The organism is Variovorax sp. Soil_C_19 (assembly GCF_057657255.1).
Window position 1 is genome coordinate 131,146 of the sequence record NZ_JBDGIV010000007.1, and the last position, 25,606, is coordinate 156,751.

The following is a 25,606-nucleotide window of genomic DNA, read 5'->3' on the forward strand; positions in this document are numbered from 1 at the left end:
CGGCGCCATGTCCGGCGAAGTCGTCGAACGCGCCGCGCAAGGCGCCCCGGCAGCGGTCGAGCCCACGCTGTTCCGCCAGCTGCTCGGCTGCTTCCCGACCGGCGTGGCCGTGATCACTACGCGCACCCCTGAAGGCGAGCCCGCGGGCCTGACCTGCAACTCGTTCAGTTCGGTGTCGCTCGAGCCGCCGCTGGTGCTGTTCAGCCTGCGCAGGGCAAGCAAGCTGCTCGCGACCTTCGAGCAGGCCGAGGGCTTCGCGATCAACATCCTCTCGGCGCAGCAGGACGCGCTCTCGGCGCGCTTCGCGTCGAGCCGCATCGCCGACAAATTCGAGGGCGTCGCCTGGCGCCCCGGCCAGCTCGGCATGCCGCTGATCGACGATTGCCTCGCGAGCTTCGAATGCCGCGTGTTCGCGCGCCACGAGGCCGGCGACCATGTGGTGTGCATCGGCGAGGTGCGCCACCTCGGCGCCGGCGCCGCCGACCAGGCGCTGGTGTTCTACAAGGGCGCCTACATGATGCTGGCCGAGTCGCTGCGCCAGCTCGTGCTGCAGGGCCGGCTCGGCGACGCCGATGTCGACGAGGCCTACCGCACGCTCTACGGCACGTTGCTGCGCCTGGCCTGCAAGCGCGCCGACGAGGCCGAGCTCGACGCGGTCGAGGCCGCGGTCGATGCGATCGAGGCCCATGCCGACGATGCGCCACGCAAGGACCGCATCGATTCCGCGAGCCGCTTCTTCTCTGCCATCGCCGCCGCGGGCCACAACGAGGCACTGACGCTGATGGCGCAGACGATGACGAGCGTGCTGCGCGAGCGCATGACGCACGTGCTGCCGGTGCGCCCGCGCCCCGACCTTTTTCCGCTGCGCCGGAACATCGCCGCGCGCCTGCGTGCGCGCGATGCCGCGGGCGCCGCGGCCGCGCTCGACGAGCTGATCGCGCAGCTGCGCAAGGGCTGACAGGCCCGCGACCACGACATCCAAGGAGACAGAAAAATCATGTCCATCGACTACGCCGCGTTCCGGCGCGAACTCGACGCCTTCGCCCGCACCGCCTGCCCGCCCGAGATCCGCGCGGTGGTGGCCGCGGGCCAGAAGATCACCAAGCGCGAGTACCAGGCCTGGCAGAAGATCCTCCATGCGCGCGGCTGGGGCGCGCCGAGCTGGCCGGTCGATGCCGGCGGCACCGGCTGGGACATCCGCCAGCGCCTGATCTTCGAGGAGGTGATGGCCGAGAACGACTGCCCGCCGCTCTACCACCACGGCCTCGGCCACATCGGGCCGGTGATCATCCGCTTCGGCACGCCCGAGCAGAAGGCGCGCTTCCTGCCGCGCATCCTCGACGGCAGCGACTGGTGGTGCCAGGGCTATTCCGAGCCGGGCTCCGGCTCCGACCTCGCTTCGCTCTCGACCAGCGCGCGGCTCGATGGCGGCGAATGGGTCGTCGACGGCCAGAAGATCTGGACCTCGCATGCCCACGAGGCCAGCATGATCTACATGCTGGTGCGGACCTCGAAGGAGGCGAAGAGGCAGGACGGCATCTCGCTGCTGCTGGTGCCGATGGACACGCCCGGCATCACGGTGCGGCCGATCCGCACCATCGACGGCTGGCACCATCTCAACGAGGTGTTCTTCGATGCGGTGCGCGTGCGCGCCGACAACCTGATCGGCGAAGTCGGCAAGGGCTGGACCTGCGCCAAGTTCCTGCTCGAGCGCGAACGCCTGCCGCCGGCCAACGTGGCGCGGCTCGAACTCGTGCGGCGCCAGGTGGCACGGCTGGTCGACGAGGCCGCGCGCGCCGCCGCGGGCAAGCGCGACTTCAGCAGCCTGCACCACAAGCTGCTGCTGTGCGAGGCCGACGTGAAGGGCGCGCGCGTGATGATGGCCGAGGCCACCGACGACCTGATCCACCAGCGCCCGCTCGGCGTGCAGCCCTCGGCCATCAAGATGACCTGCGCCGACGTGGCGCAGCGCCTGACCACGATCGCGCTCGATGCGGTCGGCCCCGAGGCCGCGCACCGCTTCCTGGCCCTGGTCAACGACAACGGCGGCGAGGGCACCGACGTGCCGGCCGCCACCTGGATCCAGAACTACATGTTCACGCGCGCCCGCACCATCGCCGGCGGCACCTCCGAAGTGCAGCGCAATGTGGTCGCCAATGAACTGCTCGGAGCCTGACACCCGATGTCCACATCCTTCCCCTCCCTCTTCCCGGGCATGCTGCTCGATGCGGCCGAGCGCTATGCGCAGGACCACGCCGGCGCGGCCGAACTGCCGGGCGACCCGGTGCGCGAACTCGGCTGGGCCGCGACGCTGGTGCCAGAGGCGTCCGGCGGCGTCGGTGGCACGCTGGCCGACCTGGCATCGATCGCCGAAGGGCTCGCCACGCACGGCCTGCAACTGCCGGTGGTCGAAACCTGCGCGGTCGTACCGCTGCTGCTGCAGGCCCCCGCGCCCGAGGCCGCCCACCGCTGGAGCGAGGCCGTGGCCGAGGGCAGCGCGCAGGTCGCGCCGCTCGTGGCGCTGTCTTCCACGCCCGACGAGATCGCGGTGCAGGCACGCCACCTCGACATCGGCTACGAGCTCGACGGCCGGGTGAACGGCGTCGACGTCTCGCTCGCGGCCACGCACTGGCTCGTGCCCGCCGAGGTCGATGGCGAGGCGGCGATCTTCCTCGTCGATGCCGAACGCATCGGCGCGCCCGCGGCGCGCTACCGCACGATGGAAGGCCGGCACGGTGCCGACTTTGCTTTCACGGGCCTCGCGCTGCCCGAAAGCGCCTGCCTCGCGCGCGGCGATGCGGCGCGCGCCGCGCTCGCGGCCGCCACCGATGCTGCGCTGCTGCTCACGGCCGCCGACACGGTGGCCGCGCTCGCGGCGCTGATCCGCCAGACCGTCGCGCACCTGAAGGAGCGCCGCCAGTTCGGCGTGGCGCTTGCCACCTTCCAGGTGCTGCGCCACCGCACGGCCGACATGTACGTGAAGTACCTCGGCGCCAAGGGCCTCGTCGTGCACTGCTTCCAGGCGCACGAGCAGCAGGCGCCCGACCTGCGCCGCACCCTGCGGCTCGCCAAGGTGTCGCTTGCCGAAACCGCGCGCCACTGCGCCGAGGCCGCGATCCAAATGCACGGCGGCATGGGCGTGAGCGAAGAGGTGCTCGCCACCCGCCTCGCGCAGCGCCTGATCGCGTCCGAGTTCCGCTACGGCGACCGCCTCACGCATGCCGCGCACCTGCACCCGGTGGCGGCCGACGCGGCGCCTTCCCCTGTTTCTTCCAACCTCACCGGGAGTGCACGATGACCGTCCACCTTGAAGTTTCCGAATACATCGCCGTCGTGCGCCTCGACAAGCCCCCCGTCAACGCGGTCGACCGCGAGACGCGGCGCCGCCTCATCGAGGCCTTCGACGAGATCTCCGAGCGCGGCGACGTGCGCGTGGCCATCCTCACCGGCACGGGCAAGCACTTCTGCGCCGGCGCCGACCTCAAGGACCGCCCCGATCCCGACAAGGCCGGCGACTTCCTCGGCCACAACCGCCTCACGCGCGAGACCGGCAACGCGATCCGCGAATGCGCCAAGCCCGTGATCGCCGCGGTCAACGGCCCGGCGCTCGGCGCCGGCTTCGGGCTCATGGCCGCCTGCGACATCTTCCTCGCAAGCGAGGATGCGACCTTCGCCATGCCCGAGATCAACGTGGGCCTGGCCGGCGGTGTCTCGATGCTGCGCACGATGGTGGGCCGCTCGTTCACGCGGCGCATGTTCTTCACCGGCATGAAGGTGCCGGCCGCCGAGCTGTATCGCCGCGGCGTGATCGACGAGGTGGTGCCCACCGAGCGGCTGATGCCGCTCGCGATGGAGATCGCGCAGGAGATCGCATCGAAGGCGCCGCTCGCGATCGCCTATGCCAAGCAGGCAGCCAACATGATGGACCTGATGCCGCAGCGCGACGGCTACCGCTTCGAGCAGAACTTCACGATGGCGCTCTCGAAGACCGAAGACGCGCAGGAGGCGCGCCGCGCCTTCCTCGAGAAGCGCCAGCCCGTTTACAAGGGACGCTGAAGATGCAGCCCCCAGTGGAAGTCGGCCGCGGCCTCGATGCACTCTTCAGCCCGCGCTCGATCGCGATCTTCGGCGCCTCTGACGACGTGACGAAGATCGGCGGCCGGCCGCTGCAGTTTTTGCAGAAGTACGGCTATCGCGGCGCGATCTACCCGATCAACCGCAAGGGCGGCACGGTGCAGTCGCTGCCCGCGTTCGCGAGCCTTGCCGAGCTGCCGCAGGTGCCCGAACTCGCGGTCATGGCGGTGCCGCCGGAGAGCGTGCTCGAGGCGGTGCGCGACTGCGCAGCGCGCGGTGTGCGCGCGGCGGTCATTCTGTCCTCGGGCTTCTCCGAAATGGGCGAGGCCGGCGCGCGGCTGCAGGCCGAGATCGGCGACGTGGCACGGGCTTCGGGCCTGCGCGTGGTGGGGCCGAACTGCCTTGGCGCGATCGGCGTCGCCGAGCGCAGCATTGCCACCTTCTCGGTCGCGCTCGAATCGGCGTTCCCCGACGCAGGCCCCGTGGGCATCGTCTCGCAGAGCGGCAACCTCGGCAGCTACACCATGCGGCTTGCGGTGGAGCGCGGCATCGGCATCAGCCGGCTCCTGACCACGGGCAACGAATGCGATGTGGACATTGCCGACGGCATCGCCTCGCTGGCCGCCGACCCGGGCACCTCGGTGATCCTGTGCTGCATGGAAACCTGCCGCCACGCGGGCAAGCTGGTGCGCGCGCTCGCGATGGCGCGCGAAGCGGGCAAGCCGGTGATCGTGCTCAAGGTCGGCGTCTCCACCGCGGGCAGCGAGGCCGCCGCCTCGCACACCGGTGCGCTGGCGGGTTCCGATGCGGTCTTCGATGCGGTGCTCGCCAACGCCGGCGCGCTGCGCGTGCCGAGCATCGAGCAGCTCATCGAGGTCGGACATGCGGTTGCGGTGGCCGGCAACGCGGGTCTGCCGCGCGGCAACCGGGTGGCGCTGGTCACGGCCTCGGGCGGCTTCGGCGTGCTGATGGCCGATGCGGCGAGCGCGCAGGGCCTCGCGCTGCCGAAGCTCGCGGCGGACACGCAGGCGCGCATCGTCGCGGCGCTGCCCTATGCGTCGCCCGGCAACCCGATCGACATGACGGCGCAGGTCTCGAGCCGGCCCGAGCTGCTGGTGCAGGTGCTGTCGGCCGTGGCCGAGGACCCGGGCTGCGACGCAATCCTGCTGCAGTCGGCCTATGCGTTCCAGATGCCGCGGCTGCGCGACGTGTACCTCGCCGCGCTCGAGCAGGTGCGCCGCGACCATCCTTCCAAGCCGATCCTGTTGTGCTGCAAGGCGCCGCGCGACACCCTCGCGCAGCTGCACCGCATGGGCCTTGCCACGGTCGAGACCATCGACGCGGCTTGCGCCACGCTCGCGGCGCTGGTGCGGCTCGGCACGCGCGGTGAGGTCATGCCCGTCGCTGCGGCGCTGCCGCGTGCCGAGCCGCTGCCGGCCGAAGCGTTCGCGAACGAGGCCAACGCCAAGGCGGTGCTCGCGCAGGCCGGTCTTCCGATGTTGAAGGAAGCCGTGGCGACGAGCCGGGAGGCGGCACTCGCTACCGCGCGCGACATCAGCTTTCCGGTGGTGCTCAAGATCGTCTCGCCCGACATCGCGCACAAGACCGAGGTCGGCGGCGTGGTGGTGGGCATCGCCTCCGAAGCGCAGCTGCAGGACGAATACGACGCCCTGCTCGCGCACGTCGCGCAGAAGGCACCCGGCGCGCGGATCACCGGCGTGCTGGTGGCGCAGATGGCGCCCGCCGGGACCGAGCTGATCCTCGGCACCACGCGCGACCCGGTGTTCGGGCCGGTCGTGATGGTGGGCCTGGGCGGCATCTTCGCCGAGGTGCTGCGCGACGTCGCGCTGCAGCCCGCGCCCGTCACCGAAGACCAGGCACTGCAGATGCTGCGCTCGCTCAAGGCCTTCGCGCTGCTCGACGGCGCGCGCGGCCGGCCGCGTGCCGACGTGGCGGCGGCCGCCCGCGCGGTGGCAGCGCTCTCGCGCTTTGCCGCGCGGCATGCACAAAGCGTTGCCGAGATCGACATCAACCCGCTGGTCGTGCTCGACCAGGGGCAAGGCGCCTTCGCGCTCGACGCCCTGCTGGTGCCAGCAACCAAGGACACCCCATGAACGCATCCTCCCTCGAAGGCCGCGTGGCCTTCATCAGCGGCGCGGGCCACGGCATCGGCCGCGCCACGGCGCTCGCCATGGCACGCCTCGGCGCCACCGTCGGCGTCAACGACCTGAAGCCGGAATTCGTCGAAGAGGCCGCGGCCGAGATCCGTGCGCTCGGCGGCAAGGCCATTCCGCTCGCGCGCGACGTGGCCAGCCGCGAGGGCATGCGCGAGGCCGTGCAGCAGCTCGCGCGCGAGGCCGGGCGGCTCGACATCCTCGTCAACAACGCCGCCTGGGTGCGCTACCAGCCGCTGGCCGAGATCACGCCCGAGGTGATGGACCGCATGGTCGAGATCGGCTTCAAGTCGGTGATCTGGGGCATCCAGGCCGCGGCCGAGGCGATGGACCCCGCGCGCGGCGGCGCGATCGTCAACGTGGCCTCGATCGCCGCGTTCAAGTCGCCCGCGCGATCGGTGGTCTACAGCGGGCTCAAGGCCGGCGTGCTCGGCATCACGCGCGCCGCGGCGGCCGACCTGGGCGCGCGCGGCATCCGCGTCAACGCCGTGGCGCCGGGCGCTGTGCCCACCGAAGGCACCGCCAAGCACCGCAATGCCGAACTCGACGCGAAGCGCATCGCGCGCACGCCGCTGGGCCGGCTCGGCACGGTGGACGACATTGCCGATGCGATCTGCTTTTTGGCCGGCGACGGCGCGCGCTTCGTCAATGCCGAAGTGATCCGGCTCGACGGCGGCGCCTCGGAGACCTCGCTGTGAGCGCGCCCGTGTCCGCGCATGCGCCCGAGCGGCTGCAGAACGTCTATGTGGTGGCCGATCGGCCGGCCGAGTTGCACGCCTTCTATGCGTCGGCGCTCGGTCTCACGCTGAAGTTTCACGACAAGGACCGCTGGTTCCAGTACGGCGTGGGCAACACCAGCGTGGCGCTGGCCTGCCGCGAAGAAGCCGCACCCGCGACCAGCGGGCTGGTGATGGTGTTCGAGGTCGCCGACTTCGACGGGGCGCGCGAGCGCATCGAAGCCGCGGGCGGCGAAGTACTCGGCACGCGCGACATGGGCGCGCACGGCGAGGTCATGTCGCTGCGCGATCCCGAAGGCAACGTCGTGCAGCTGTTCCGCCGCGCGAAGGCAGCCGGATGAACCCCGCGGCTGCACTGCAGTCGTTGCTCGACCGCGAGGCGATCCGCGACTGCCTCGCGCGCTACTGCCGCGGCATCGACCGCGCCGACGAAGCGGCGCTGCGCTCGGCCTACTGGGACGACGCGGCCGATTGCCACGGTGCCTGGAACGGCAGTGCGGCCGGCTTCATCGATCAGGCGCTCGCGCGGCTGCGCCGGGGCGGGCGCCGCGTGCACCAGGTGACGCAGGTCGGCATCGAGCTGCACGGCGACGTAGCCGCCGTGGAGAGCGCGTTCTTCGCGTTGCAGGCGCCCGCCGCCACGCCCGCGCAGGAGACTTTTCTCTGCGGGCGCTATGTCGATCGCTTCGAGCGGCGCGGCGGCGAGTGGCGCATTGCGGCGCGCACTGTCGTGTACGACTGGATCGAGGAACGCACTCGCCCCGAGCTCGCGCAGGACGACGCGGCGTTGTTCGTGCAGCGACAGCCCGTGGGTCGCGCGGCACCGGACGATGCGGTCTATGCGCTGCTGGCGCAGGTGCGCGGCCATGGCGCCGCGGAGGCCGCTGCGTGATCACCGGCGGCGGCGCAGCGCCTTGCGTGCTCGTCACGGGCGCGGCGGCGGGCATCGGCCGCGCCGCCGCGCTGCGCCTCGCACGCGCGGGCTGGCGCTGCCTGCTCGTCGATGCCGACGCGGCGGCACTGCAGCGCCTGCAGGCCGGCTGGCCCGGGGCATGCGCCGCGCCGCAGGCATTCGTCTGCGACCTGACGGACGCGGCGCAGATCGCGCGGCTCGCCGAGGCGCTGCCGCCGCTCGATGCGCTGGTCAACAACGCCGGGCGCTCGGCCGGCGGCGCCGACGCGCTCTCGGGCGGCGACGGCGGGTCGGCCGCGCAGTTGCTCGCGCTCAATCTCGCCGCACCCGCACGGCTCGTGCAGGCTTGCGAGCCGTTGCTGCGCCCCGGCGCGCGCATCGTCAACCTTGCCTCGGGCGCGGGCCTGCGCGCCATTCCGTGGCGCGGGCTCTACAGCGCCAGCAAGGCCGGCCTGATCGCGCAGACTTTGGCGCTCGCGCGTGCGCGGCCCGACTGGTGCGTGACCGCGCTGTCGCCGGGTTTTGTTCGCACCGAGCTTGTGCAGGGCCTGATCGACAGCGGCCGCCTGCGGCCCGCGCAGGCGGTGGCGAAGATCCCGCTCGGCCGCATGGCCGAACCCGAGGACATGGCCGAGGCGCTGTGCTTTCTCGCGAGCCCCGGCGCGCTCCCGCTCTCGGGCCAGTTGCTGGTGCTCGACGGCGGATCGTCGGTGTACGGCGGCAGCGAGCCGCTGCCCGCGGCCACCCAGCCGGCGCTGCCGTTCGATCTGCCCACGGCGCTGCACTGCATCGATCTGCATGCGCCCGGCTGGCGCAGCGCGCTCGATACACGCGAGGCGGCGCCTGTGCGAGCGAGCGGAGCGACCGACACGGTGGCCTACACCGCCGTGCTCGACGGTGCCGCGCTCGACGCCGCACCCGGTGCGGTGCTCGACGCCGCGTTGCGCTCGGCGCGGCGCTTTCGCGCGCAGCATTCAGCGCAGGCCAGCCTCACGCTGCTGCTGCCGGCGCCCTCGACAGACACACCCTGGGCGCAGGCCGGCGACGCGGCCGCCGCGCACATGCTCGTCGCCACGCTCGCGGCCGAATGGGGCGCGCACGGCTTGCGCATCAACGCACTGCAGCCCAAACCCGGTGTGGCGGCAAGCGACTGCCTGCCGCTGCTCGACTACGTCGCGGGCGCCCGCGCGCAGTTCCTCACCGGCCAGGTGCTGCACCCAGGCGCCGAACGATCCCATACCAACGACAAGGAGACATCGACATGATTCATCACCCCTCTTCTTCTCTACTTCGCCGCCGCAGCCTGCTGGCCGGCGCCGCCGCTTCGCTGCTCGCGCTGCCGGCACGCGCCCAGCGCCCCACGCCGAGCGGCGGCTGGCCGCAGCGCCCGATCCGCCTCGTCGTGCCCGGCCCACCCGGCGCGGGCTCGGACATCTTCGCGCGCATGCTCGGCGTGGCGCTGCAGACGGCGCTCGGCCAGCCGGTGGTCGTCGACAACAAGGCCGGCGCCAACGGCCTGATCGGAAACGACGCGGTCGCCAAGGCCGCGGGCGACGGCTACACCGTGCTCTTCACGCCCTCGTCGGCCATCTCGATCAATCCGATCGTGCAGCCGAAGATGCCCTACGACACGCAGAAGGACCTGGTGCCCGTGGCGCAGATCGGTGCCGCAGGCATCCTGCTCATCGCCCATCCGTCCACCGGCTTCAAGTCGCTCGCGGACATGGTGCGCCATGCCAAGGCCAACCCCGACAAGCTCGCCTACGGCTCTTGGGGCAGCGGCTCGACGGGCCATCTGGCGATGGAAGGCATCAAGGCGCACTACGGCCTCGCGATGCCACACGTGCCGTACAAGGGCGCCGCGCAGGTGGTGACCGACGTGCTCGCCAATAACATCGGCGTGGCCTTCGCCGACATCGCCTCGCCCGTGCCGCACATCCGTTCGAACCGGCTGGTGGCGCTCGGCTGCACAGGCTCCGCGCGCGGGCCCGCGCTGCCCGAGGTGCCGACGCTCACCGAGCAGGGCTATCGGTTCGACGTCGACGGGTGGTACGGCGTCTTCGTGCCTGCGGGCACGCCGCGCGAGATCGTCCTGCGCCTGAACCAGGAGATCAACCGCATCCTCGCGACCGACGAAGTAGTGCAGAAGTTTGCGGCCCAGAACATGGCGCGCCCGCCGATCAAGAGCGCGGACCAGTTCGCGGCGACGGTGCGGCAGGACATCGAGACCTGGCAGAACCTGGCGAAGGTGGCGAAGCTCAAGATCGATTGATCAGCGCGCGGGCGCGCCGCTGCAGGGTAGGACGCCGCGAGTAAACTCCGCGGCTTTTTCCTTTCTGCAGAGGAGCGACGCGCGATGACTGCCTTGGACACCGGCCCTTTCTTCCACGGCACGCGGGCAGACCTCCAGGTGGGCGACCTGCTCACCGCGGGCTTCCGCTCGAACTACGACGGCCGTGTGGTCATGAACCACATCTACTTCACCGCCTGGCCCAAGGGCGCCGGACTGGCCGCCGAAATGGCGAAAGGCGACGGCCGCGGCCGCGTGTACATCGTCGAGCCCACGGGCGCATTCGAAGACGACCCCAACGTCACCGACAAGAAGTTTCCGGGCAACCCCACACGCTCGTACCGCAGCCGGGAGCCGCTGCGGATCGTCGGCGAGCTCGAGACCTGGGAGCGCTTCGATGCGGAATACATTCGGCAGCTCGAGGAGCACGTACGCGCAGGCATGGGAGAGATCATCAACTGAATCGCGCGGGCCGCACTGCGCTGGTTAGCGAGCGAGACCATTCCTGACACTTCAAACCGGGTAAGCGGTGCATGATGGCCGCATGACAGGCGATGTGTTGCTCACCTTCAATCCCGGGTCCTCGTCGATCAAGCTCGGCCTGTTTGCGATCGACGCCGGCGCGGCGCGCGTCGTTGCCCGACGCTCTTTCGATGCGCCGCCCGATGCCCTGTCCGGCGTGATCGAGCAGGCGCTGGATTGGGTGAACGATGTCGCGCCGCGCGCACGGCTCATCGCTGCCGGCCACCGCGTCGTGCACGGCGGGGACGCGTTCGAAGGCCCGGTGGCGATCACTGCGCACACGCTCGCCCTCATCGAGTCGCTGGCGCCGCTCGCGCCGCTGCACCAGCCGCAGAGCCTGGAGCTGATCCACGCTTTGCGGCGTGCCGCACCGACGCTGCCGCAGTCGGCCTCGTTCGACACGGCCTTCCACCGCAGTCAGAGCGCAGCGTCGCGCCGCTATGCGCTGCCGCGCGCGCTGTTCGGCCAAGGCATCAAGCGCTACGGCTTTCATGGACTGTCGTACCAATTCATCGCATCGCAGCTGCGGCAGCAGCACCCCAGAATTGCCGCGGGCCGCGTGGTGGTCGCGCACTTGGGCAGCGGGGCCAGCCTGTGCGGCCTGCTCGACGGCGCCAGCCAGGAGACCAGCATGGGCTTCTCGACGCTCGACGGCATTCCGATGGCCACGCGCAGCGGCGCGCTCGACCCGGGCGCACTGCTCTACCTGCTCAAGCAGCCAGGTCAGTCGATCGACAAAGTCGAAGACATGCTCTACCACCACTCGGGCCTGGCAGGCCTCTCCGGTATTTCGGGCGACGTGCGCATACTGCTCGCGAGTGACGCGCCCGAGGCACGCGAAGCGCTTTCGCTGTATGCACTGCGAATCGCGCGCGAAGTCGCCGCCATCGCCACGACGCTCGGCGGGCTCGATGCACTCGTTTTCACAGCCGGGATCGGGGAGAACCAGCCAGCCGTGCGTGGCGCCGTGTGTCGCCATCTCGCCTGGCTCGGCGTGGCGCCCGAGCCCTCGGCCAGCCGGATCGCCGTGTTCGTCATGCACACCGACGAAGAGCAGGTGATCGCCGACGAAACCTGCCAAGTGCTTTCTCTTCATCAAACCACCGGAGCCTCCCCATGACCCGTCCACCTGAACGCGCCCCACCCGAAGACTTCACCCTCCTCGACGCCTGGTGGCGCGCCGCCAACTACCTGTCGGTCGGCCAGATCTACCTGATGGACAACCCGCTGCTTCAGCGGAAGCTCGAACTGGCGCACATCAAGCCGCGGCTGCTCGGCCACTGGGGAACGACACCGGGCCTGAACTTCATCTACGCCCACATGAACCGCGCGATCGTCGCGCGCGACCTCGATGCGCTTTTCGTCGCGGGCCCCGGCCACGGCGGCCCCGGCGTCGTGGCCAACACCTGGCTCGAAGGCACCTACAGCGAGGTCTACCCGGACGTCAGCCTCGACACGGCCGGCATGCAGCGGCTTTTCACCCAGTTCTCCTTTCCCGGTGGCATTCCGAGCCATGTCGCACCCGAAACCCCGGGGTCGATCCACGAAGGTGGCGAGCTGGGCTACTCGCTGCTGCACGCCTACGGCGCCGTGTTCGACAACCCGGCGCTCATCGCCTGCTGCGTGATCGGCGACGGCGAAGCCGAGACCGGCGCCCTCGCGGCGAGCTGGCACTCCAACAAGTTTCTCAATCCCGCGCGCGACGGCGCGGTGCTGCCCATCCTGCACCTCAACGGCTTCAAGATCGCCGGCCCGACAGTGCTGGCGCGCATTGGCGACGACGAGCTCGCCCAGCTGATGCGCGGCTACGGCCACGAGCCGCATTTCGTTTCCGGCGACGACCCCGAGACGATGCACCGCGCAATGGCGCTGGCGCTCGACACGGCGCTCGACGTGATCCGTGCGATCCAGACCGAGGCGCGCGCAGACGGCTTCACCCGCCGGCACCGCTGGCCGATGATCGTGCTGCGTTCGCCCAAAGGCTGGACCGGGCCGAAGGTGGTGGACGGCGTTCCGATCGAAGGCACGCAGCGCGCGCACCAGGTGCCGTTGACCGGCTTCGCGCAGCGCCCGGCACACATCGGCTTGCTCGAAGACTGGATGCGCAGCTACCGCCCCGAGGAGCTGTTCGACGCCCAGGGGGCGCTCCACGCCCGCATCGCGGCAATCGCGCCGCGGGGCGCGCGCCGAATGAGCGCCAATCCGCACGCCAACGGCGGCGTGCTGCTTCGCGATCTCAAGCTGCCGGATTTTCGCGAGCATGCCGTGTCGGTCGAGTCTCCAGGCGCCTCGCTCGGCGAGGCCACCCGCGTGCTCGGCGGCTTCTTGCGCGAGGTGATGCGGCGCAACGAGGAGCAACAGAACTTCCGGGTCATGGGGCCGGACGAGACCGTGTCGAACCGCCTCGGTGCGCTCCTCGAAGTGACCAGCCGGACTTCGACGGCACGCATCGAGCCGACCGACGACCACGTCGCGCCCGACGGCCGCGTGATGGAGGTGCTCAGCGAACACCTGTGCCAGGGCTGGCTCGAGGGCTATCTGCTGACCGGGCGCCACGGCTTCTTCTCGTGCTACGAGGCCTTCATCCACATCATCGATTCGATGTTCAACCAGCATGCCAAATGGTTGAAGGTGACGCGCCAGATCGGCTGGCGACGCCCCATCGCCTCGCTCAACTACCTCTTGACCAGCCATGTCTGGCAGCAGGACCACAACGGCTTCAGCCACCAGGACCCGGGCTTCATCGACCATGTGGTCAACAAGAAGGCCGAGGTGGTACGGGTCTACCTCCCGCCGGACGCGAACACGCTGCTGTCGGTGGCGGACCATTGCCTGCGCAGCCGCAACTACGTGAACGTGATCGTCGCGGGCAAGGCGCCCGCGCCGCAGTGGCTCGACATGGAGGCTGCCGTGCGGCATTGCAGTGTCGGCCTGGGGATCTGGGAGTGGGCCAGCAGCGATGCCGGTGTCTCGCCCGACGTGGTGATGGCCTGCGCCGGCGACGTGCCCACGCTCGAGACCATGGCGGCGGTCGACCTGCTGCGAACGCACCTGCCGGAGCTCAGGGTGCGGGTGGTGAACGTGGTCGACCTGATGGCGCTGGAGTCGCCGTCAGCGCATCCCCATGGCCTGTCGGATGCGGTGTTCGATTCGATCTTCACGGTCGACAAGCCGGTGATCTTCGCGTTCCACGGCTATCCGGCGTTGATCCACCGGCTGACGTACAAGCGCACCAACCACGGGGGTTTTCATGTCCACGGCTACCAGGAAGAAGGCACCACCACGACGCCCTTCGACATGACGGTGCTGAACCACCTCGACCGCTTTCACCTCGCGGCCGACGCGATCGACCGCGTGCCGCACCTGACGAACAGTGCGGCGCACGTGCAGCAGCACCTGCGCGACCGGTTGCTGGCGCACCGGGCCTACGTTACCGCCAAGGGCGAGGACATGCCCGAGATCGCGGGGTGGCAATGGCGCAGCGGGAGCATGGCAAGGGATTGATGGCTTCGATCTTGGGTATGGCGCGCGTCAACCTCGATCGACCATATCCATGCCCAGCACCCAAGGCGTCGCCAGAAGCGCCAGCAACTGCACCAACGCAATCTCCTGCACCTGCCAAGCAGGCCGCACGCCCAGCAGGTTGAAGGTCGCTCGGCAGCGCCCATGCGCATCGAGCAGCGGTACGTTGACCACCGCCCGCAGCCCCAGCGCCGCGATGCGCGCGTGGTCGTCGAACACCTCGCGCAGCGCCGCTTCGCCCTCGCCCACGTAGAGCTCGCCGCGGCGCAGCAGCTGGCGCGTCCACGGCGTCATGGCCTTGCGCTTGCGGCCGCCGACCGGGTAGGCCGCGGGGTCCGAGGTCCACACGCGCTGCAGCTCGACGGTCTCGTCGCCCTCGTCCGGCGCAGGCGATGCGTCGACGTTCACCGTGAGCAGCCCATCGCCGAGCTGCTGCCTGCGCACCCCGTCGATGCAACGCAGCGCCGCAGCCATGTCGCCCGCGCGCGGCAGCTCGTGCGTGAGCGCGCGGCACACCGCCAGCGGGAGGCAGAGCTGCTGCGGTTGTTCACTCATTCTTGATGCCCAGCTCGCGGATCATCTTGCCGTAGCGGTCGGCGTCGCTGCGCAGCACCGCGGCAAACTGCTGCGGCGTGCCCTTCACGATCTCCACGCCCATCGCGTCCATGCGGCTGCGCACCTCGGGCTGCGCGAGCGCCTTGTTGATCTCGTCGTTGAGCCGCACGACCAGCGCCTCGGGCATGCCGGCCGGGCCGAAGGCGCCGTACCACACGCCGAGCGCGTAGCCCGGCAGCGTTTCCGCCACGGTGGGCGCATCGGGCAGCAGCGGCGAGCGCTGGGCCTCGGTCACGCCGAGCAGGCGCAGCTTGCCGGCCTTGACGTGCGGCAGCGTCTGCGTGCCGGCCGAGAACAGCACCTGCGTCTGGTTGGCCACCGTGTCGACCACCGCGGGCGCGCCGCCCTTGTAGGGCACGTGCAGCATCTGGATGCCGGCCGCCTTCTCGAACAGCACCGCGCTCAGGTGGTTGGTCGAGCCCGGGCCCGCCGAGGCATAGGCGAGCTTGCCGGGGTTGGCCTTGGCATAGGCGACGAACTCCTTCACGTTGGCCGCCGGCACCGCGGGGTTGACGACCATGGTGTTGATCACGTTGGCCATCTGCGCGATGGGCGTGAAGTCTTCCACGCCGCGGAAGGGCATGGAAGGCATGAGCGCGGGGTTCATGGCGTGCGTGCTCATCGAGCCGATGAGCAGCGTGTAGCCGTCGGGCTTGGCCTTGGCGACGTAGTTGGAGCCGATGTTGCCCGACGCGCCGGCGCGGTTGTCCACGATCACGGTCTGGCCCAACGATTTGGTGAGCTGCTCGGCCAGCGAGCGCGCGAGGATGTCGGTCGAGCCGCCGGGCGCCCAGGGCACCACCAGCGTGATCGGCCGCTCGGGCCATTGGGCGGCGGCAAGCGTGGCAAAGCCGCAGAGCGTGACGAGTGCGATGCCGCGGCGAATGATGGAAATCATGGAAAGTCCTCCTTGTTGAAAATCTGTGGTGTGGCGGCCGCGCTCAGCGTCCGACCGCGTAGCCCTGCATGCCGCGCGGATTGGCGGCGGCGCGCAGCACGAGGCGGCCCTCGGCATCGCGTTCGCGGCTGCAGGCCGACATGCGGCCTTCGGACCAGGGCTCGCCGACCTGCACGCCGTGGCCGCGCGCGCGCAGCGCATCGAGCACCTCGGGCGCGAAGCGCGATTCGGCGGTGAGCCGGTTCAGCGTGGTCGCGCGCGGCCAGAACGACGCCGGGAAATGGTCGACGTGCCAGGCCGGCGCATCGATCGCCTCCTGCAGGTTCATGCCGTGCACCGCATGGCGCAAGAAGAACGCTGTCGACCACTGGTCCTGCTGGTCGCCGCCGGGCGTGCCGAACACCATGTAGGGCTCGCCGTCGCGCAGCGCGAGCGAGGGCGACAGCGTGGTGCACGGCGGCACGCCGGGCGTCACGGTGTTGGCCAGGCCCTCGTCGAGCCAGGTCATCTGCAGCCGCGTGTTGACCGCGAAGCCGAGCGATGGCACCACCGGGCTCGACGAGAGCCAGCCGCCCGAGGGCGTGGCCGCCACCATGTTGCCGTGGCGATCTATCACGTCGATGTGGCAGGTGTCGCCCACGAACACTTCCTGCGAGGCCCACTCGGCCACGGGCGGCAGCGCGGCGAAGGTCGGCTCGCCGATGCCGAAGCGGGTGTCGGCCGTGCGCAGCGTGCGCACGGCGGCGTCGAGGTCGGGCAGGCGCGGCGCCATGCCGAGCGGCGCGCCGGGCGCGAGCTGCTGCGACGCCGTGTCGCCGATCGACTGCCAGCGCGCGCGCAGGTAGTCGTCGGACAGCAACGCAGCCTGCGCCTCGCGCGAGGCGCCGGGCGCGCTGCCGTACCAGGCCAGGCGATCGGCCAGCGCCAGCTTGGCGGCTTCGGCGATGCGGTGCACGAAGCCTTCGGTGTGCGGCGCGTGCTGCGCAAGGTCGGCATGACGCAGCATGCCGATCTGCTGCAGGAAGGCCGGGCCCTGGCTCCAGAAGCCGCACTTGGCCAGCGTGTAGCGGCCGAACGCGACCGTGAGCGGAGCCTCGACCGTGGGCTGCCATCCGGCCATGTCCTCGTAGCGCAGCAGGCCCGCATGGTCGGCGCCAGTGGTGTCGCGCACCTTCGTCGTGCGGTAGTACGCATCGATCTCGCGCGCGACGAAACCCTGGTACCAGCAACGCAGCGCGGCGTCGATGGTGCCGGTGCGGCTGTCGCCGCCGTCACGCTCGGCCGTCTGCAGGATGCGCTCGTAGGTGGCTGCAAGCTGCGGCTGGCGGAACAGCGCGCCCGGCATCGGCACCTTGCCGTCCGGCAGCCACACCGCCGCCGAACTGGGCCAATGTTCGCGAAACAGCGACTGCACCGCGACGATGGCCTGCACCGCACGCGGGATCAGCGGACAGCCGTCGCGCGCATAGGCGATCGCCGGCGCCAGCACGTCGGCCAGTTGCCAACTGCCGTGGTCGCGCAGCATCGTGAGCCAGGCGCCGAAGGCACCGGGCACCGTGGCGGGCAACAGGCCGATGCCCGGCACCTGCTCGAGCCCCAGCCGGCGAAACGCCGCGGCCGAGGCCTCGGCCGGTGCCGCGCCCTGGCCGCAGACCGACTGCATGCGCCGCTCTTTCTCGCTCCACAGCAGGATCGGCACTTCGCCGCCCGCGCCGTTGAGGTGCGGCTCCACCACCTGCAGCACGAAGCCGCCGGCCGCGGCCGCGTCGAAGGCATTGCCGCCACGTTCGAGCACGCCCATGGCGGTCTGCGCGGCCAGCCAGTGGGTGGCGGCCGCGACGCCCTGCGTGCCGACGATCTCGGGGCGGGTGGTGAAGCTGTTGCTGTTCATGGCGCAATTCTGGACGCATGAAATAGGCCAATGCACATGAAATGCTATGGATGCATGCATCGATTGCTATGCTCGCGTCGACCATGCCACCCGCAACAGCCCTGCCCTCCACCCCCTCCGACGCCTTCGCGCTGCGCCTCGAGACGCGCCTGAAGCTGCGCCACTACGTGCTGCTGCTCGCCGTCGAGCGGCACCGCTCCATCACGCGCGTGGCCGAGCAGCTCTCGCTGGCGCAGCCCACGGTGACACGGGCGCTCGCCGACGTGGAAGACATCTTCATGACGCCGCTCTTCGTGCGCAGCCGCCGCGGGCTCGAGCCGACGATGGCCGGCGAGGTGGTGCTCGCGCGCGCACGGCTCGCGGTGGCCGACAGCCGCGCGCTGCAGCAGGAACTGCACGCGGTCAACGGCGCCGGCCTGCAGGGGCGGCTGCGCATCGGCGTCATTCCCTATGCCGCCACCCAGACGCTCGATGCGGCCTGGCAGCACCTGTTCGCGCAGCAGCCGCGCATCGCGCTGCTGGCGCACGAAGACACCACGCACAATCTGGTGGTGGCGGTGCGCCAGCGCGCGCTCGACTGCGCCATCTGCCGCTTCTCGCACGACAGCACCGACGATGACCTGGTGCAGCGCCTGCTTTACCGACAGGAAGCCTGCGTGGTGGTGTCGAAGGCAAGCGCCGCGCGGCTGGCGCGGCAATCGGCGCTCGACATCTCGCGCCTGGCCGATATGGACTGGATCTTTCCGCCCGCGGACACGCCAATCCGCCAGATGATCGACAGCGTGTTCGCCGCCGCGGGCCGCAGCCTGCCGGTGCCGCTGCTCGAGGCCTACGCGGTGCGCACCGTCGCCTCGGCGATGCGGCACCTGCCGCGCGCGGTGACGGTGCTGCCACGCGACGTGGCCCAGGCCGTGGCCGCCACCGGCGCGGCCGAGGTGTTGCCGCGACCGCTGCCGTGGAGCCTGCCGCCGGTGGGGCTGGCGTGGCTGCGCGATTCGCCGAAGGCGGCGGTGATCGAGGCGCTGGCGGCGGCGCTGGGTTGAATTCATCGATCCATCCGCTCTGAGAAACTGTCCCGATGAAGTTCAAGGAAATCGACGCCTTCCGCGCCGTGATGCGCTCGGGCTCCATGACGGCGGCGGCGGCCGACCTCTACACCTCGCAGCCCAACGTGAGCCGGCTCATCGCGCAGCTCGAGGCCTCCACCGGCCTGGTGCTGTTCACGCGCAGTGCGGGGCGGCTGACGCCGACCGAGGAAGGCATGGCCTTCCTGCGCGAGGTGGACCGCGCCTTCGTCGGGCTCGACGCGCTCAAGGACGCGGCGCGCAACATCCGCCAGTTCGGCAAGGGCCGGCTGCGCATCGCCACTGTGCCTTCGCTCGCGATGACGGTGTTGCCGCTGGTGCTGCAGCGCTTCCATGCCGACCATCCCGAAGTGACCGTGGCCATGGACACCGGCAGCTCGCAGCTGGTGGCCGAATGGGTCGGCACGCGCGTGTGCGACCTGGGCTTCGTGTCGTACCTGCCGCCCGGCGCGATGACCGACGCGCATGCGGTGTGCGACGTGAACGGCTGCTGCGTGCTGCCGCCGGGGCACGCGCTCGCGGCGAAGGCGGTGATCGGGCCAGCCGACCTGGCGGGCGAGTCGTTCATCTCGATGGCGCATGGCGACGGGCTGCGCGCGGCGGTGGACGCCGTCTTCGCGGACGACGACCACCGCATCATGCATTTCGAGACGCCCTATGGCGCCACCATCTGCCAGATGGTCGGGCTGGGCCTCGGCGTGAGCATCGTCAATCCGCTGGTGGCGCGCAGCTATCGCCACACCGGTATCGTGGTGCGCCCCTTCGCGCCGCAGGTGCCCTTCGTGAGCTACCTGCTGCAGGCGCGCCACCGGCCGTTCAATGCGCTGGTCGACCGCTTCCAGGCGCTGGCCGGCGAGGTGATCGCCGAAGAACTCCGCGCGCTCGACTGACCTCGGGCGGCGGCAGAGCCCATACGGTTTTCGTATGGCCGCCTGACACACTCGTATTTGCGTCCTGCAAGGGGGCGCCGCAATACTCGTTGGCCCTTGAAAAGACCAGGAACCCACGAGTATTCCGATGAATCTGCGAACCCGCCCGAGGCCGTGCTGATGGCTGCGCCGGCGAACAATCCGACTTCTTCCTCCGCCGTCTTCGACGTCGCCGTGATCGGCGGCGGCCTCGTCGGCTCGGCCATCGCCTACGGCCTGCGCGGCAGCGCCGAATCGATCGCCGTGCTCGACGAGGGCGACATCGCGCTGCGCGCCTCGCGCGGCAATTTCGGCCTGGTCTGGCTGCAGAGCAAGGGCTACGGCATGGGTGCCTACAGCCGCTGGACGCTGGGCTCGACGCGGCTGTGGCCGCAGCTGGCGGCCCAACTGCGCGACGAGACCGGCATCGACGTGGCGCTCGAGCAGAAGGGCGGCCTCACGCCGCTGATGGGCGACCACGAGATCGAGGCCCGCCTCGCCTGGGTCGAGCGGCTCATGGCGCAGCAAGGCGTCGAGCCCTACGAATGGAAGCTGCTCGACCACCACCAGGCCGCGTCGCTGGTGCCCGGCCTCGGGCGCGACGTGACCGGTGCGATCTGGACGCCGCACGACGGCATCGTCAATCCGCTGAAGCTGCTGCGCGCGCTGCACACGGCCTTCGCGCAAAGCGGCGTCTCCTACCTGCCGCACCACGGGGTCGAGAAGATCGAGCATTCGGCCGGCATGTTCCACCTGCGCACCGCCGCGGGGCGCTGCATCCATGCACGGCGCATCGTGCTCGCCTCGGGCCTGCACAACGGCACGCTCGGCGCACAGGTCGGCATCGACCTGCCGATGGCGCCGCAGCGCGGCCAGATCATCGTGCTCGAGCGCACGCGCCGGCTGCTCGACACGCCGATGGTCACGCTGCGCCAGAACGACGAAGGCAGCTGGCTGGTCGGCGACTCGCAGGAAGACGCAGGCTATGCCGAGCACGTGACCACGCTGCCGGTGCTCGCCACGCTGGCCGACCGCGCGGTGCGCACGCTGCCCGCACTGAAGGACGTGCGCGCGGTGCGCGCGTGGTCGGCATTGCGCGTGCGTGCGCAGGACGGCTTTCCCGTCTACGAGCAATCCACACGCCATCCGGGCGCCTTCATCGCGACCTGCCACAGCGGCGTCACGCTGGCGGCCACCCACGCCTTCACGCTCGCACCCATGATCGCCGCCGGTGCCCTCGCGCCCGAACTCGACGGCTTTTCGACCAGGAGATTCCATGTTCAGTCGGCTTGAGCACCCCGCCGGGGCAGCCGGGCGCACGGTGCGCATCACCGTGGACGGCGCCGCACTCGCCTGCGCCGAAGGCGACAACGTGGCGGCCGCGCTGCTGGCCGCGGGCATCGACGCCTGCCGCGACACCGCGGTGACGGGTGCGCCGCGCGGTCCGTTCTGCATGATGGGCATCTGCTACGACTGTTTGGTCGGCATCGATGGCGAGCCGAACCGCCAGGCCTGCATGACGCGCGTGCGCGACGGCATGGTGGTGACGCGGCAGCTCGGCGCGCGGGAGGTGAAAGCATGAACGCGAACCATCCGTTGCCCCTGCCGGCGGCGCTCGAATGCGACCTGCTGGTCATCGGCGCCGGTCCCGCGGGCCTGGCCGCAGCCACGCGCGCCGCAGGCCTCGGCCTCGACACCGTGCTGATCGACGAACAACCCGCCGCGGGCGGACAGATCTACCGCGCGATCGGCAGCACGCCGGTGCAGGACCGCGCCATCCTCGGCACCGACTACTGGCATGGCTTCGACCTGCTGGCGCCGTTCCGCGCGAGCGGCGCGCGCCATGTCGCGGGCACGATGGTCTGGGCCGTGAGCCCCACCGCGCAGGGCTTCGAGGTCGCTTATTCGAACGCGGCCGAGCGCACGAGCGGGCTGCTGCACTGCCGGCACATCATCGCGGCGACCGGCGCGCAGGAACGGCCCGTGCCGATCCCCGGCTGGACGCTGCCCGGTGTGCTCACCGCGGGCGCGGCGCAGATCCTGCTCAAGACCGCGGGCGTCGTGCCCACCGGCACCACGGTGCTGGCCGGCGCCGGACCGCTGCTGTACCTGCTGGCCTGGCAGTACCTGAATGCGGGCGTGAAGATTCATGCGCTGCTCGAGACCGGCATGCCCGGCCAGTGGCGCCATGCACTGCCGTTCGCCTGGGGCTTCCTGCGCTCGCCCTACCTCGGCAAGGGCCTGAAGCTGCTGCGCGCCGTGAAGGCGCAGGTGCCCATCATCGGCAACGTGACCGCACTCGAGGCGCTCGAGGCGCCCGGGCATGCCGGCCGGCTCGCGCAGCTGCGCTACCAGGCTGGTGGCCAGACGCACACGCTCGCGGTCGACCAGCTGCTGCTGCACCAGGGCGTGGTGCCGAACACGCACCTGTCGCGCGCGCTCGGTGCCGAGCATGCCTGGAACGAGCGGCAGGACTGCTGGGAGCCCGTGGTCGACGGCTGGGGTGCGAGCTCGGTGCCGCAGCTGACCATCGCGGGCGACGGCGCCGGCATTGCGGGCGCCGTCGCGGCCGAGCACCGCGGCCGGCTCGCGGCCGTGCATGCCGCGGCCTCGCTCGGCGTAATCGACACCGCGCGCCGCGACCGCGAAGCCACGCCGCACCACACCGCCCTGTCGCGTGCCACCCGCGGGCGCGAGTTCTTCGAGACGCTGTACCGCGTGCCCGAGCGCCTGCGCCGGCCGGTGGGCGACACCATCGTTTGCCGCTGCGAGGAAGTCACGGCCGCGCAGGTGCGCGAGGCCACGCGCATCGGCTGTCAGGGGCCCAATCAGTTGAAGGCCTTCCTGCGCTGCGGCATGGGCCCGTGCCAGGGCCGCTTCTGCGGCCTCACGGTGGCCGAAGTCATGGCCGACGAACAGGGCCGGCATCCGCGCGACGTGGGCAGCTACCGCGTGCGCTTCCCGATCAAGCCGGTGACGCTGGGCGAGATTGCCTCGCTGCCGCAGACCCAGGCTTCGCGCGACGCGGTGGTGCGCTTCGCCAAGAAACCATGAGCGCAGCGCCAAGGGTGCACCAATGAACTCCAAAGTCAGCCGCCGCCTCACCGAAGGCACCGCCCCCGAGGTCACCGAGCACATCTACGCGCCGCGCCTCGCGAAGGACTTTCCGGCCGTTTTCGCGCCGCTCAACGACGTCAACCAGGCGCACCTGCTGATGCTGCTGCACGCCGGGCTGATGCCGCCCGAGCCGGCCGCGCAGCTGGCGCGCGCGCTCGCGCGCATCGAGGCCGAAGGCATGGCCGCCGTGCCGCTCGACCCTTCGATCGAGGATGCCTACTTCAACTACGAAACCCACCTGATGGCCGTGGCCGGCAGCCATGTGGGCGGCTACCTGCACATGGCGCGCAGCCGCAACGACATCCTCGCCACGACGGACCGCATGCGGGCGCGCGAACTCGCGCTGTCGCTGGTGGAGGCCCTCTGCAAGGTGCGCGACGCGGCGCTCGCGGGCGCGACGCAGCACTGCCGCACCGTGATGCCGGGCTACACGCACCTGCAGCCCGCGCAGCCGATCACCTATGGCTTCTATCTCTCGGCGATGGCCGAGGCGCTGACGCGCGACATCGAACGCGTGCAGCAGGTCGAACGGCTCATCGACCGCTGCCCGCTCGGCGCCGGTGCACTCGCGGGCACTTCGTTCGCGATCGACCGCGAAGAGACCGCGCGGCTGCTGGGCTTCGGCGGCGTGCTGCCCAATGCGCTCGACGCCGTGGGCTCGCGCGACTTCGCGCTCGAGCTGCTCGCGGCCATGGCGATCTGCGCGGTAGGCTGGAGCCGCTTCGCGCAGGACTACTTCGTGTGGTGCACCAGCGAGTTCGGTCTGATCGACTTTCCGGACCGCGTGGCGGGCACCTCGAGCATCATGCCGCAGAAGAAGAACCCGGTCGTGCTCGAGTACCTCAAGGGCAAGGGCGGCCACCTGATCGGCCTGCTCGGTGCATCGCTCTCGACGATCAAGGGCACCAACTTCAGCCACACCGGCGATGCAAGCCGCGAGGGCATGCGCAGCGTCTGGGAGGCCGGCGAGGAATGCCTGCGCTGCCTTGCGCTGTTCGACCTCGTGGTGCGCAGCGCGACGCCGAATGAAAAAGCCATGTCGCAGCGCGTGCGCCGCGACTTCAGCACGGCCACCGACCTGGCCGACCTGCTGGTGCGCCGCTCGGGGCTGTCGTTCCGCGAGTCGCACCACGTCGTGGGCGCGGTGGTGCGCGAGGCGATGGACCGCGCGCTCGGCGCCGACGAGGTCGGCCTCGACATGCTGAACCGCGCCGCCGAGGACCAGCTCGGCCGGCCGCTCGCGCTCAGCGACGAAGAAGTGCGCCAGAGCCTCGACCCGATGGCGAGCGTCGAGAGCCGGCTCGTGCGGGGCGGCCCCGCGCCCGTGCGCGTGCAGGAGCGCGTCGCCGAGCTCGAACGGCTTTCGGCAGACGACCGCCGGCGCAACCAGGCACGGCGCGACACGAGCAACGAGGCGCGCGAGCGCCTCAAGCAAAGCATCCGGACACTTGCCCTTCAACAACCCGCGGCACCGTCGGTCCACCAAGGCCGCACCGCTTTCATCGAGGATTGAGACATGCACTTTTTCACCCGAATCGTTCCAGCCGTCGCGATGGCGATGACCCTGGGACAGGCCGTTGCCCAGGACCTGCCGCCTTCGCCCATCCGCTTGCTGGTCGGCTTTGCACCCGGCGGGGGCAACGACGTGATGGCGCGCCTGATCGCCACGCAGTTCCAGCTCAACACCAAGGAAACCATGGTGGTCGAGAACAAGCCCGGTGGCGGAAGCACCGTCGCCACCTCGGAAATGGCGCGCGCCAAGCCCACGGGCCAGACGCTGCTCATGGGCTCGGTCGGCGGCCAGGCGATCGCGCCATCGATCTACAGCAAGCTGCCCTACGATCCGGTCAAGGGCGTGCAGCCGGTGTCACTCGTGGCCAGGTCGGCCAACGCGTTGGTCGTCAATGCCGAGCTGCCGGTGAAGAACGTGAAAGAGCTGCTCGCCTACGCCAAGGCGCATCCGGGTACGCTCAACGTCACCTCGCCGGGCAACGGCACCATCTCGCATCTTTCGGCCGAACTCTTCAAGAGCATGGCGGGCGTGTTCATCACGCACATCCCCTACCGCGGCGACGCACCCGCCATGCAGGACGTAATGGGCGGCCAGGCGCAGATGACCTTCGCGAGCCTGCCGTCGGCCAAGGCCGGTGCCGACACCGGCAAGGTGCGCATCCTCGCGGTGACCAGCGCCAAGCGGGTCGATTCGATGCCGCAGGTGCCGACCATCGCCGAATCGGGCGTGCCGGGCTACGACGTGGTCTCCTGGTATGGCGTGTTCACGACCGGCGGCACGCCGATGCCGGTGGTCAACCGCCTCGCGAAGGAGTTCGGCGCGGTGCTCGCGCAACCCAACGTGCGCGAATCGATCACCAAGATGGGCATGGAAGCCGGCGCGCTCGGCCCGGTGGAGTTCACCGAGCTCGTCGACGCCGACACGCGCAAGTGGGAAAAGGTAGTGAAAACGGTGGGCATCAAGCTCGATTGAGACCTGGCGGCGCTCGGCCGCCTCGCTTGTTCGCTCAGCCCGCGCCGCGTGGCCCGCGCCCGGCGCCGCCGCCGCCCTTGCGCGCGGAGACCTGGTTCTGCGGCCCTGGGCCCAGGGTCAGGCGATCGTGCCGGCTCTCGGGCGTGCGGCGTCCCTGGTTGAGCTGCGTGGGCTCGGTCTGACCCATCTTGTTGTGGTCGTTTGCGAGCTTGCCGCTTTGCGGCGTCTGCGCATCGGCCTCGGCGGTACCGTGCGCGGTGGCGGTGGCCGCGCGCACGGGGCTGCCGACCTGGTCGCGCTCCGGATGCTTGTCGCGGCTCTGTTCCTTGCGCAAGAAATCCTGCTTCTTTGTCATGGTGTGCTCCGTGTGGGTGA

23 protein-coding genes are annotated in these 25,606 nt (G+C 70.5%); 20 read left to right on the forward strand and 3 right to left on the reverse strand.

Annotation, left to right across the window (positions count from 1 at the left end):
• The first annotated feature begins 7 nt into the window (after positions 1-7).
• From AC3A6R_RS16185 to AC3A6R_RS16245, 13 genes are all read left to right on the forward strand, one after another.
• Positions 8-958: a flavin reductase gene (locus tag AC3A6R_RS16185; RefSeq protein WP_487864896.1), complete on the forward strand. Its 951-nt coding sequence runs from the start codon at positions 8-10 to the stop codon at positions 956-958.
• A gap of 39 nt (positions 959-997) precedes the next feature.
• Complete coding sequence (locus AC3A6R_RS16190; protein ID WP_487864897.1) at positions 998-2,176, forward strand: acyl-CoA dehydrogenase family protein; 1,179 nt, start codon at positions 998-1,000, stop codon at positions 2,174-2,176.
• A 6-nt stretch (positions 2,177-2,182) separates the two neighbouring features.
• Positions 2,183-3,298: an acyl-CoA dehydrogenase family protein gene (locus AC3A6R_RS16195; RefSeq protein WP_487864898.1), complete on the forward strand. Its 1,116-nt coding sequence runs from the start codon at positions 2,183-2,185 to the stop codon at positions 3,296-3,298.
• Positions 3,295-4,056, forward strand: a complete 762-nt coding sequence (locus AC3A6R_RS16200) for an enoyl-CoA hydratase/isomerase family protein (RefSeq protein WP_487864899.1) — start codon at positions 3,295-3,297, stop codon at positions 4,054-4,056. The genes AC3A6R_RS16195 and AC3A6R_RS16200 overlap by 4 nt, the downstream gene beginning before the upstream one ends.
• 2 nt (positions 4,057-4,058) lie before the next feature.
• A complete protein-coding gene (locus AC3A6R_RS16205; RefSeq protein ID WP_487864900.1) occupies positions 4,059-6,188 on the forward strand; it encodes an acetate--CoA ligase family protein in 2,130 nt (709 codons plus the stop codon).
• Positions 6,185-6,946, forward strand: a complete 762-nt coding sequence (locus tag AC3A6R_RS16210; protein ID WP_487864901.1) for an SDR family NAD(P)-dependent oxidoreductase — start codon at positions 6,185-6,187, stop codon at positions 6,944-6,946. Before AC3A6R_RS16205 ends, AC3A6R_RS16210 begins: the two co-directional genes overlap by 4 nt.
• A complete protein-coding gene (locus AC3A6R_RS16215) occupies positions 6,943-7,326 on the forward strand; it encodes a VOC family protein (RefSeq protein WP_487864902.1) in 384 nt (127 codons plus the stop codon). Before AC3A6R_RS16210 ends, AC3A6R_RS16215 begins: the two co-directional genes overlap by 4 nt.
• The gene (locus AC3A6R_RS16220; RefSeq protein ID WP_487864903.1) at positions 7,323-7,877 is read left to right on the forward strand and encodes a nuclear transport factor 2 family protein; all 555 of its coding nucleotides are present in this window, start codon (positions 7,323-7,325) and stop codon (positions 7,875-7,877) included. Before AC3A6R_RS16215 ends, AC3A6R_RS16220 begins: the two co-directional genes overlap by 4 nt.
• Positions 7,874-9,163: an SDR family oxidoreductase gene (locus AC3A6R_RS16225; RefSeq protein ID WP_487864904.1), complete on the forward strand. Its 1,290-nt coding sequence runs from the start codon at positions 7,874-7,876 to the stop codon at positions 9,161-9,163. Before AC3A6R_RS16220 ends, AC3A6R_RS16225 begins: the two co-directional genes overlap by 4 nt.
• Complete coding sequence (locus AC3A6R_RS16230) at positions 9,160-10,170, forward strand: Bug family tripartite tricarboxylate transporter substrate binding protein (RefSeq protein ID WP_487864905.1); 1,011 nt, start codon at positions 9,160-9,162, stop codon at positions 10,168-10,170. The genes AC3A6R_RS16225 and AC3A6R_RS16230 overlap by 4 nt, the downstream gene beginning before the upstream one ends.
• Before the next feature lie 84 nt (positions 10,171-10,254).
• The gene (arr, locus tag AC3A6R_RS16235; RefSeq protein ID WP_487864906.1) at positions 10,255-10,650 is read left to right on the forward strand and encodes an NAD(+)--rifampin ADP-ribosyltransferase; all 396 of its coding nucleotides are present in this window, start codon (positions 10,255-10,257) and stop codon (positions 10,648-10,650) included.
• A gap of 82 nt (positions 10,651-10,732) precedes the next feature.
• Positions 10,733-11,830, forward strand: a complete 1,098-nt coding sequence (locus tag AC3A6R_RS16240; protein WP_487864907.1) for an acetate/propionate family kinase — start codon at positions 10,733-10,735, stop codon at positions 11,828-11,830.
• Positions 11,827-14,214, forward strand: a complete 2,388-nt coding sequence (locus AC3A6R_RS16245) for a phosphoketolase family protein (protein ID WP_487864908.1) — start codon at positions 11,827-11,829, stop codon at positions 14,212-14,214. The genes AC3A6R_RS16240 and AC3A6R_RS16245 overlap by 4 nt, the downstream gene beginning before the upstream one ends.
• Positions 14,215-14,241: 27 nt before the next feature.
• Here the strand turns inward: AC3A6R_RS16245 and AC3A6R_RS16250 are convergent, their stop codons facing one another.
• From AC3A6R_RS16250 to AC3A6R_RS16260, 3 genes are read right to left on the reverse strand one after another with little or no spacing between them, the layout of a single operon-like run.
• On the reverse strand, positions 14,242-14,787 hold the full coding sequence (locus AC3A6R_RS16250; protein WP_487864909.1) for a GAF domain-containing protein: 546 nt from the start codon (positions 14,785-14,787) through the stop codon (positions 14,242-14,244).
• Positions 14,780-15,745, reverse strand: coding sequence for a Bug family tripartite tricarboxylate transporter substrate binding protein (locus AC3A6R_RS16255; protein ID WP_487860246.1), 966 nt, complete (start codon positions 15,743-15,745; stop codon positions 14,780-14,782). The genes AC3A6R_RS16250 and AC3A6R_RS16255 overlap by 8 nt, the downstream gene beginning before the upstream one ends.
• Positions 15,746-15,788: 43 nt before the next feature.
• Positions 15,789-17,636 (reverse strand): gamma-glutamyltransferase family protein, encoded by a 1,848-nt coding sequence (locus tag AC3A6R_RS16260; RefSeq protein WP_487864910.1) that lies wholly within the window; start codon positions 17,634-17,636, stop codon positions 15,789-15,791.
• Positions 17,637-17,686: 50 nt separating this feature from the next.
• Between AC3A6R_RS16260 and AC3A6R_RS16265 the strand changes: the two genes are divergently transcribed.
• The 7 genes from AC3A6R_RS16265 to AC3A6R_RS16295 all read left to right on the forward strand — a co-directional run bounded on the left by AC3A6R_RS16265 (position 17,687) and on the right by AC3A6R_RS16295 (position 25,231).
• Complete coding sequence (locus tag AC3A6R_RS16265) at positions 17,687-18,679, forward strand: LysR family transcriptional regulator (RefSeq protein ID WP_487864911.1); 993 nt, start codon at positions 17,687-17,689, stop codon at positions 18,677-18,679.
• Positions 18,680-18,714: 35 nt separating this feature from the next.
• Positions 18,715-19,611 (forward strand): LysR substrate-binding domain-containing protein, encoded by an 897-nt coding sequence (locus tag AC3A6R_RS16270; protein ID WP_487864912.1) that lies wholly within the window; start codon positions 18,715-18,717, stop codon positions 19,609-19,611.
• Between the two features lie 159 nt (positions 19,612-19,770).
• Positions 19,771-20,922, forward strand: a complete 1,152-nt coding sequence (locus AC3A6R_RS16275) for an NAD(P)/FAD-dependent oxidoreductase (protein WP_487864913.1) — start codon at positions 19,771-19,773, stop codon at positions 20,920-20,922.
• Positions 20,906-21,211, forward strand: coding sequence for a (2Fe-2S)-binding protein (locus AC3A6R_RS16280; protein ID WP_487864914.1), 306 nt, complete (start codon positions 20,906-20,908; stop codon positions 21,209-21,211). The genes AC3A6R_RS16275 and AC3A6R_RS16280 overlap by 17 nt, the downstream gene beginning before the upstream one ends.
• A complete protein-coding gene (locus tag AC3A6R_RS16285; RefSeq protein WP_487864915.1) occupies positions 21,208-22,683 on the forward strand; it encodes an FAD/NAD(P)-dependent oxidoreductase in 1,476 nt (491 codons plus the stop codon). Before AC3A6R_RS16280 ends, AC3A6R_RS16285 begins: the two co-directional genes overlap by 4 nt.
• Before the next feature lie 22 nt (positions 22,684-22,705).
• The gene (argH, locus tag AC3A6R_RS16290; protein WP_487864916.1) at positions 22,706-24,259 is read left to right on the forward strand and encodes an argininosuccinate lyase; all 1,554 of its coding nucleotides are present in this window, start codon (positions 22,706-22,708) and stop codon (positions 24,257-24,259) included.
• A gap of 3 nt (positions 24,260-24,262) precedes the next feature.
• Positions 24,263-25,231, forward strand: a complete 969-nt coding sequence (locus AC3A6R_RS16295) for a Bug family tripartite tricarboxylate transporter substrate binding protein (protein WP_487864917.1) — start codon at positions 24,263-24,265, stop codon at positions 25,229-25,231.
• Positions 25,232-25,606: the final 375 nt, after the last annotated feature.

What these genes read in the sequence shown, in the direction of transcription:
- AC3A6R_RS16190 (WP_487864897.1), top strand. Translation starts at nt 998, where the DNA reads ATGTCCATCGACTACGCCGCGTTCCGGCGCGAACTCGACGCCTTCGCC.
- AC3A6R_RS16280 (WP_487864914.1), top strand. Translation starts at nt 20,906, where the DNA reads ATGTTCAGTCGGCTTGAGCACCCCGCCGGGGCAGCCGGGCGCACGGTG.
- AC3A6R_RS16275 (WP_487864913.1), top strand. Translation starts at nt 19,771, where the DNA reads ATGGCTGCGCCGGCGAACAATCCGACTTCTTCCTCCGCCGTCTTCGAC.
- AC3A6R_RS16265 (WP_487864911.1), top strand. Translation starts at nt 17,687, where the DNA reads ATGCATGCATCGATTGCTATGCTCGCGTCGACCATGCCACCCGCAACA.
- AC3A6R_RS16245 (WP_487864908.1), top strand. Translation starts at nt 11,827, where the DNA reads ATGACCCGTCCACCTGAACGCGCCCCACCCGAAGACTTCACCCTCCTC.
- AC3A6R_RS16195 (WP_487864898.1), top strand. Translation starts at nt 2,183, where the DNA reads ATGTCCACATCCTTCCCCTCCCTCTTCCCGGGCATGCTGCTCGATGCG.
- AC3A6R_RS16210 (WP_487864901.1), top strand. Translation starts at nt 6,185, where the DNA reads ATGAACGCATCCTCCCTCGAAGGCCGCGTGGCCTTCATCAGCGGCGCG.
- AC3A6R_RS16255 (WP_487860246.1), bottom strand. Translation starts at nt 15,745, where the DNA reads ATGATTTCCATCATTCGCCGCGGCATCGCACTCGTCACGCTCTGCGGC.
- AC3A6R_RS16260 (WP_487864910.1), bottom strand. Translation starts at nt 17,636, where the DNA reads ATGAACAGCAACAGCTTCACCACCCGCCCCGAGATCGTCGGCACGCAG.
- AC3A6R_RS16285 (WP_487864915.1), top strand. Translation starts at nt 21,208, where the DNA reads ATGAACGCGAACCATCCGTTGCCCCTGCCGGCGGCGCTCGAATGCGAC.
- argH (WP_487864916.1), top strand. Translation starts at nt 22,706, where the DNA reads ATGAACTCCAAAGTCAGCCGCCGCCTCACCGAAGGCACCGCCCCCGAG.
- AC3A6R_RS16250 (WP_487864909.1), bottom strand. Translation starts at nt 14,787, where the DNA reads ATGAGTGAACAACCGCAGCAGCTCTGCCTCCCGCTGGCGGTGTGCCGC.
- AC3A6R_RS16295 (WP_487864917.1), top strand. Translation starts at nt 24,263, where the DNA reads ATGCACTTTTTCACCCGAATCGTTCCAGCCGTCGCGATGGCGATGACC.
- AC3A6R_RS16200 (WP_487864899.1), top strand. Translation starts at nt 3,295, where the DNA reads ATGACCGTCCACCTTGAAGTTTCCGAATACATCGCCGTCGTGCGCCTC.
- AC3A6R_RS16220 (WP_487864903.1), top strand. Translation starts at nt 7,323, where the DNA reads ATGAACCCCGCGGCTGCACTGCAGTCGTTGCTCGACCGCGAGGCGATC.
- AC3A6R_RS16185 (WP_487864896.1), top strand. Translation starts at nt 8, where the DNA reads ATGTCCGGCGAAGTCGTCGAACGCGCCGCGCAAGGCGCCCCGGCAGCG.
- AC3A6R_RS16205 (WP_487864900.1), top strand. Translation starts at nt 4,059, where the DNA reads ATGCAGCCCCCAGTGGAAGTCGGCCGCGGCCTCGATGCACTCTTCAGC.
- AC3A6R_RS16230 (WP_487864905.1), top strand. Translation starts at nt 9,160, where the DNA reads ATGATTCATCACCCCTCTTCTTCTCTACTTCGCCGCCGCAGCCTGCTG.
- AC3A6R_RS16270 (WP_487864912.1), top strand. Translation starts at nt 18,715, where the DNA reads ATGAAGTTCAAGGAAATCGACGCCTTCCGCGCCGTGATGCGCTCGGGC.
- AC3A6R_RS16240 (WP_487864907.1), top strand. Translation starts at nt 10,733, where the DNA reads ATGACAGGCGATGTGTTGCTCACCTTCAATCCCGGGTCCTCGTCGATC.
- arr (WP_487864906.1), top strand. Translation starts at nt 10,255, where the DNA reads ATGACTGCCTTGGACACCGGCCCTTTCTTCCACGGCACGCGGGCAGAC.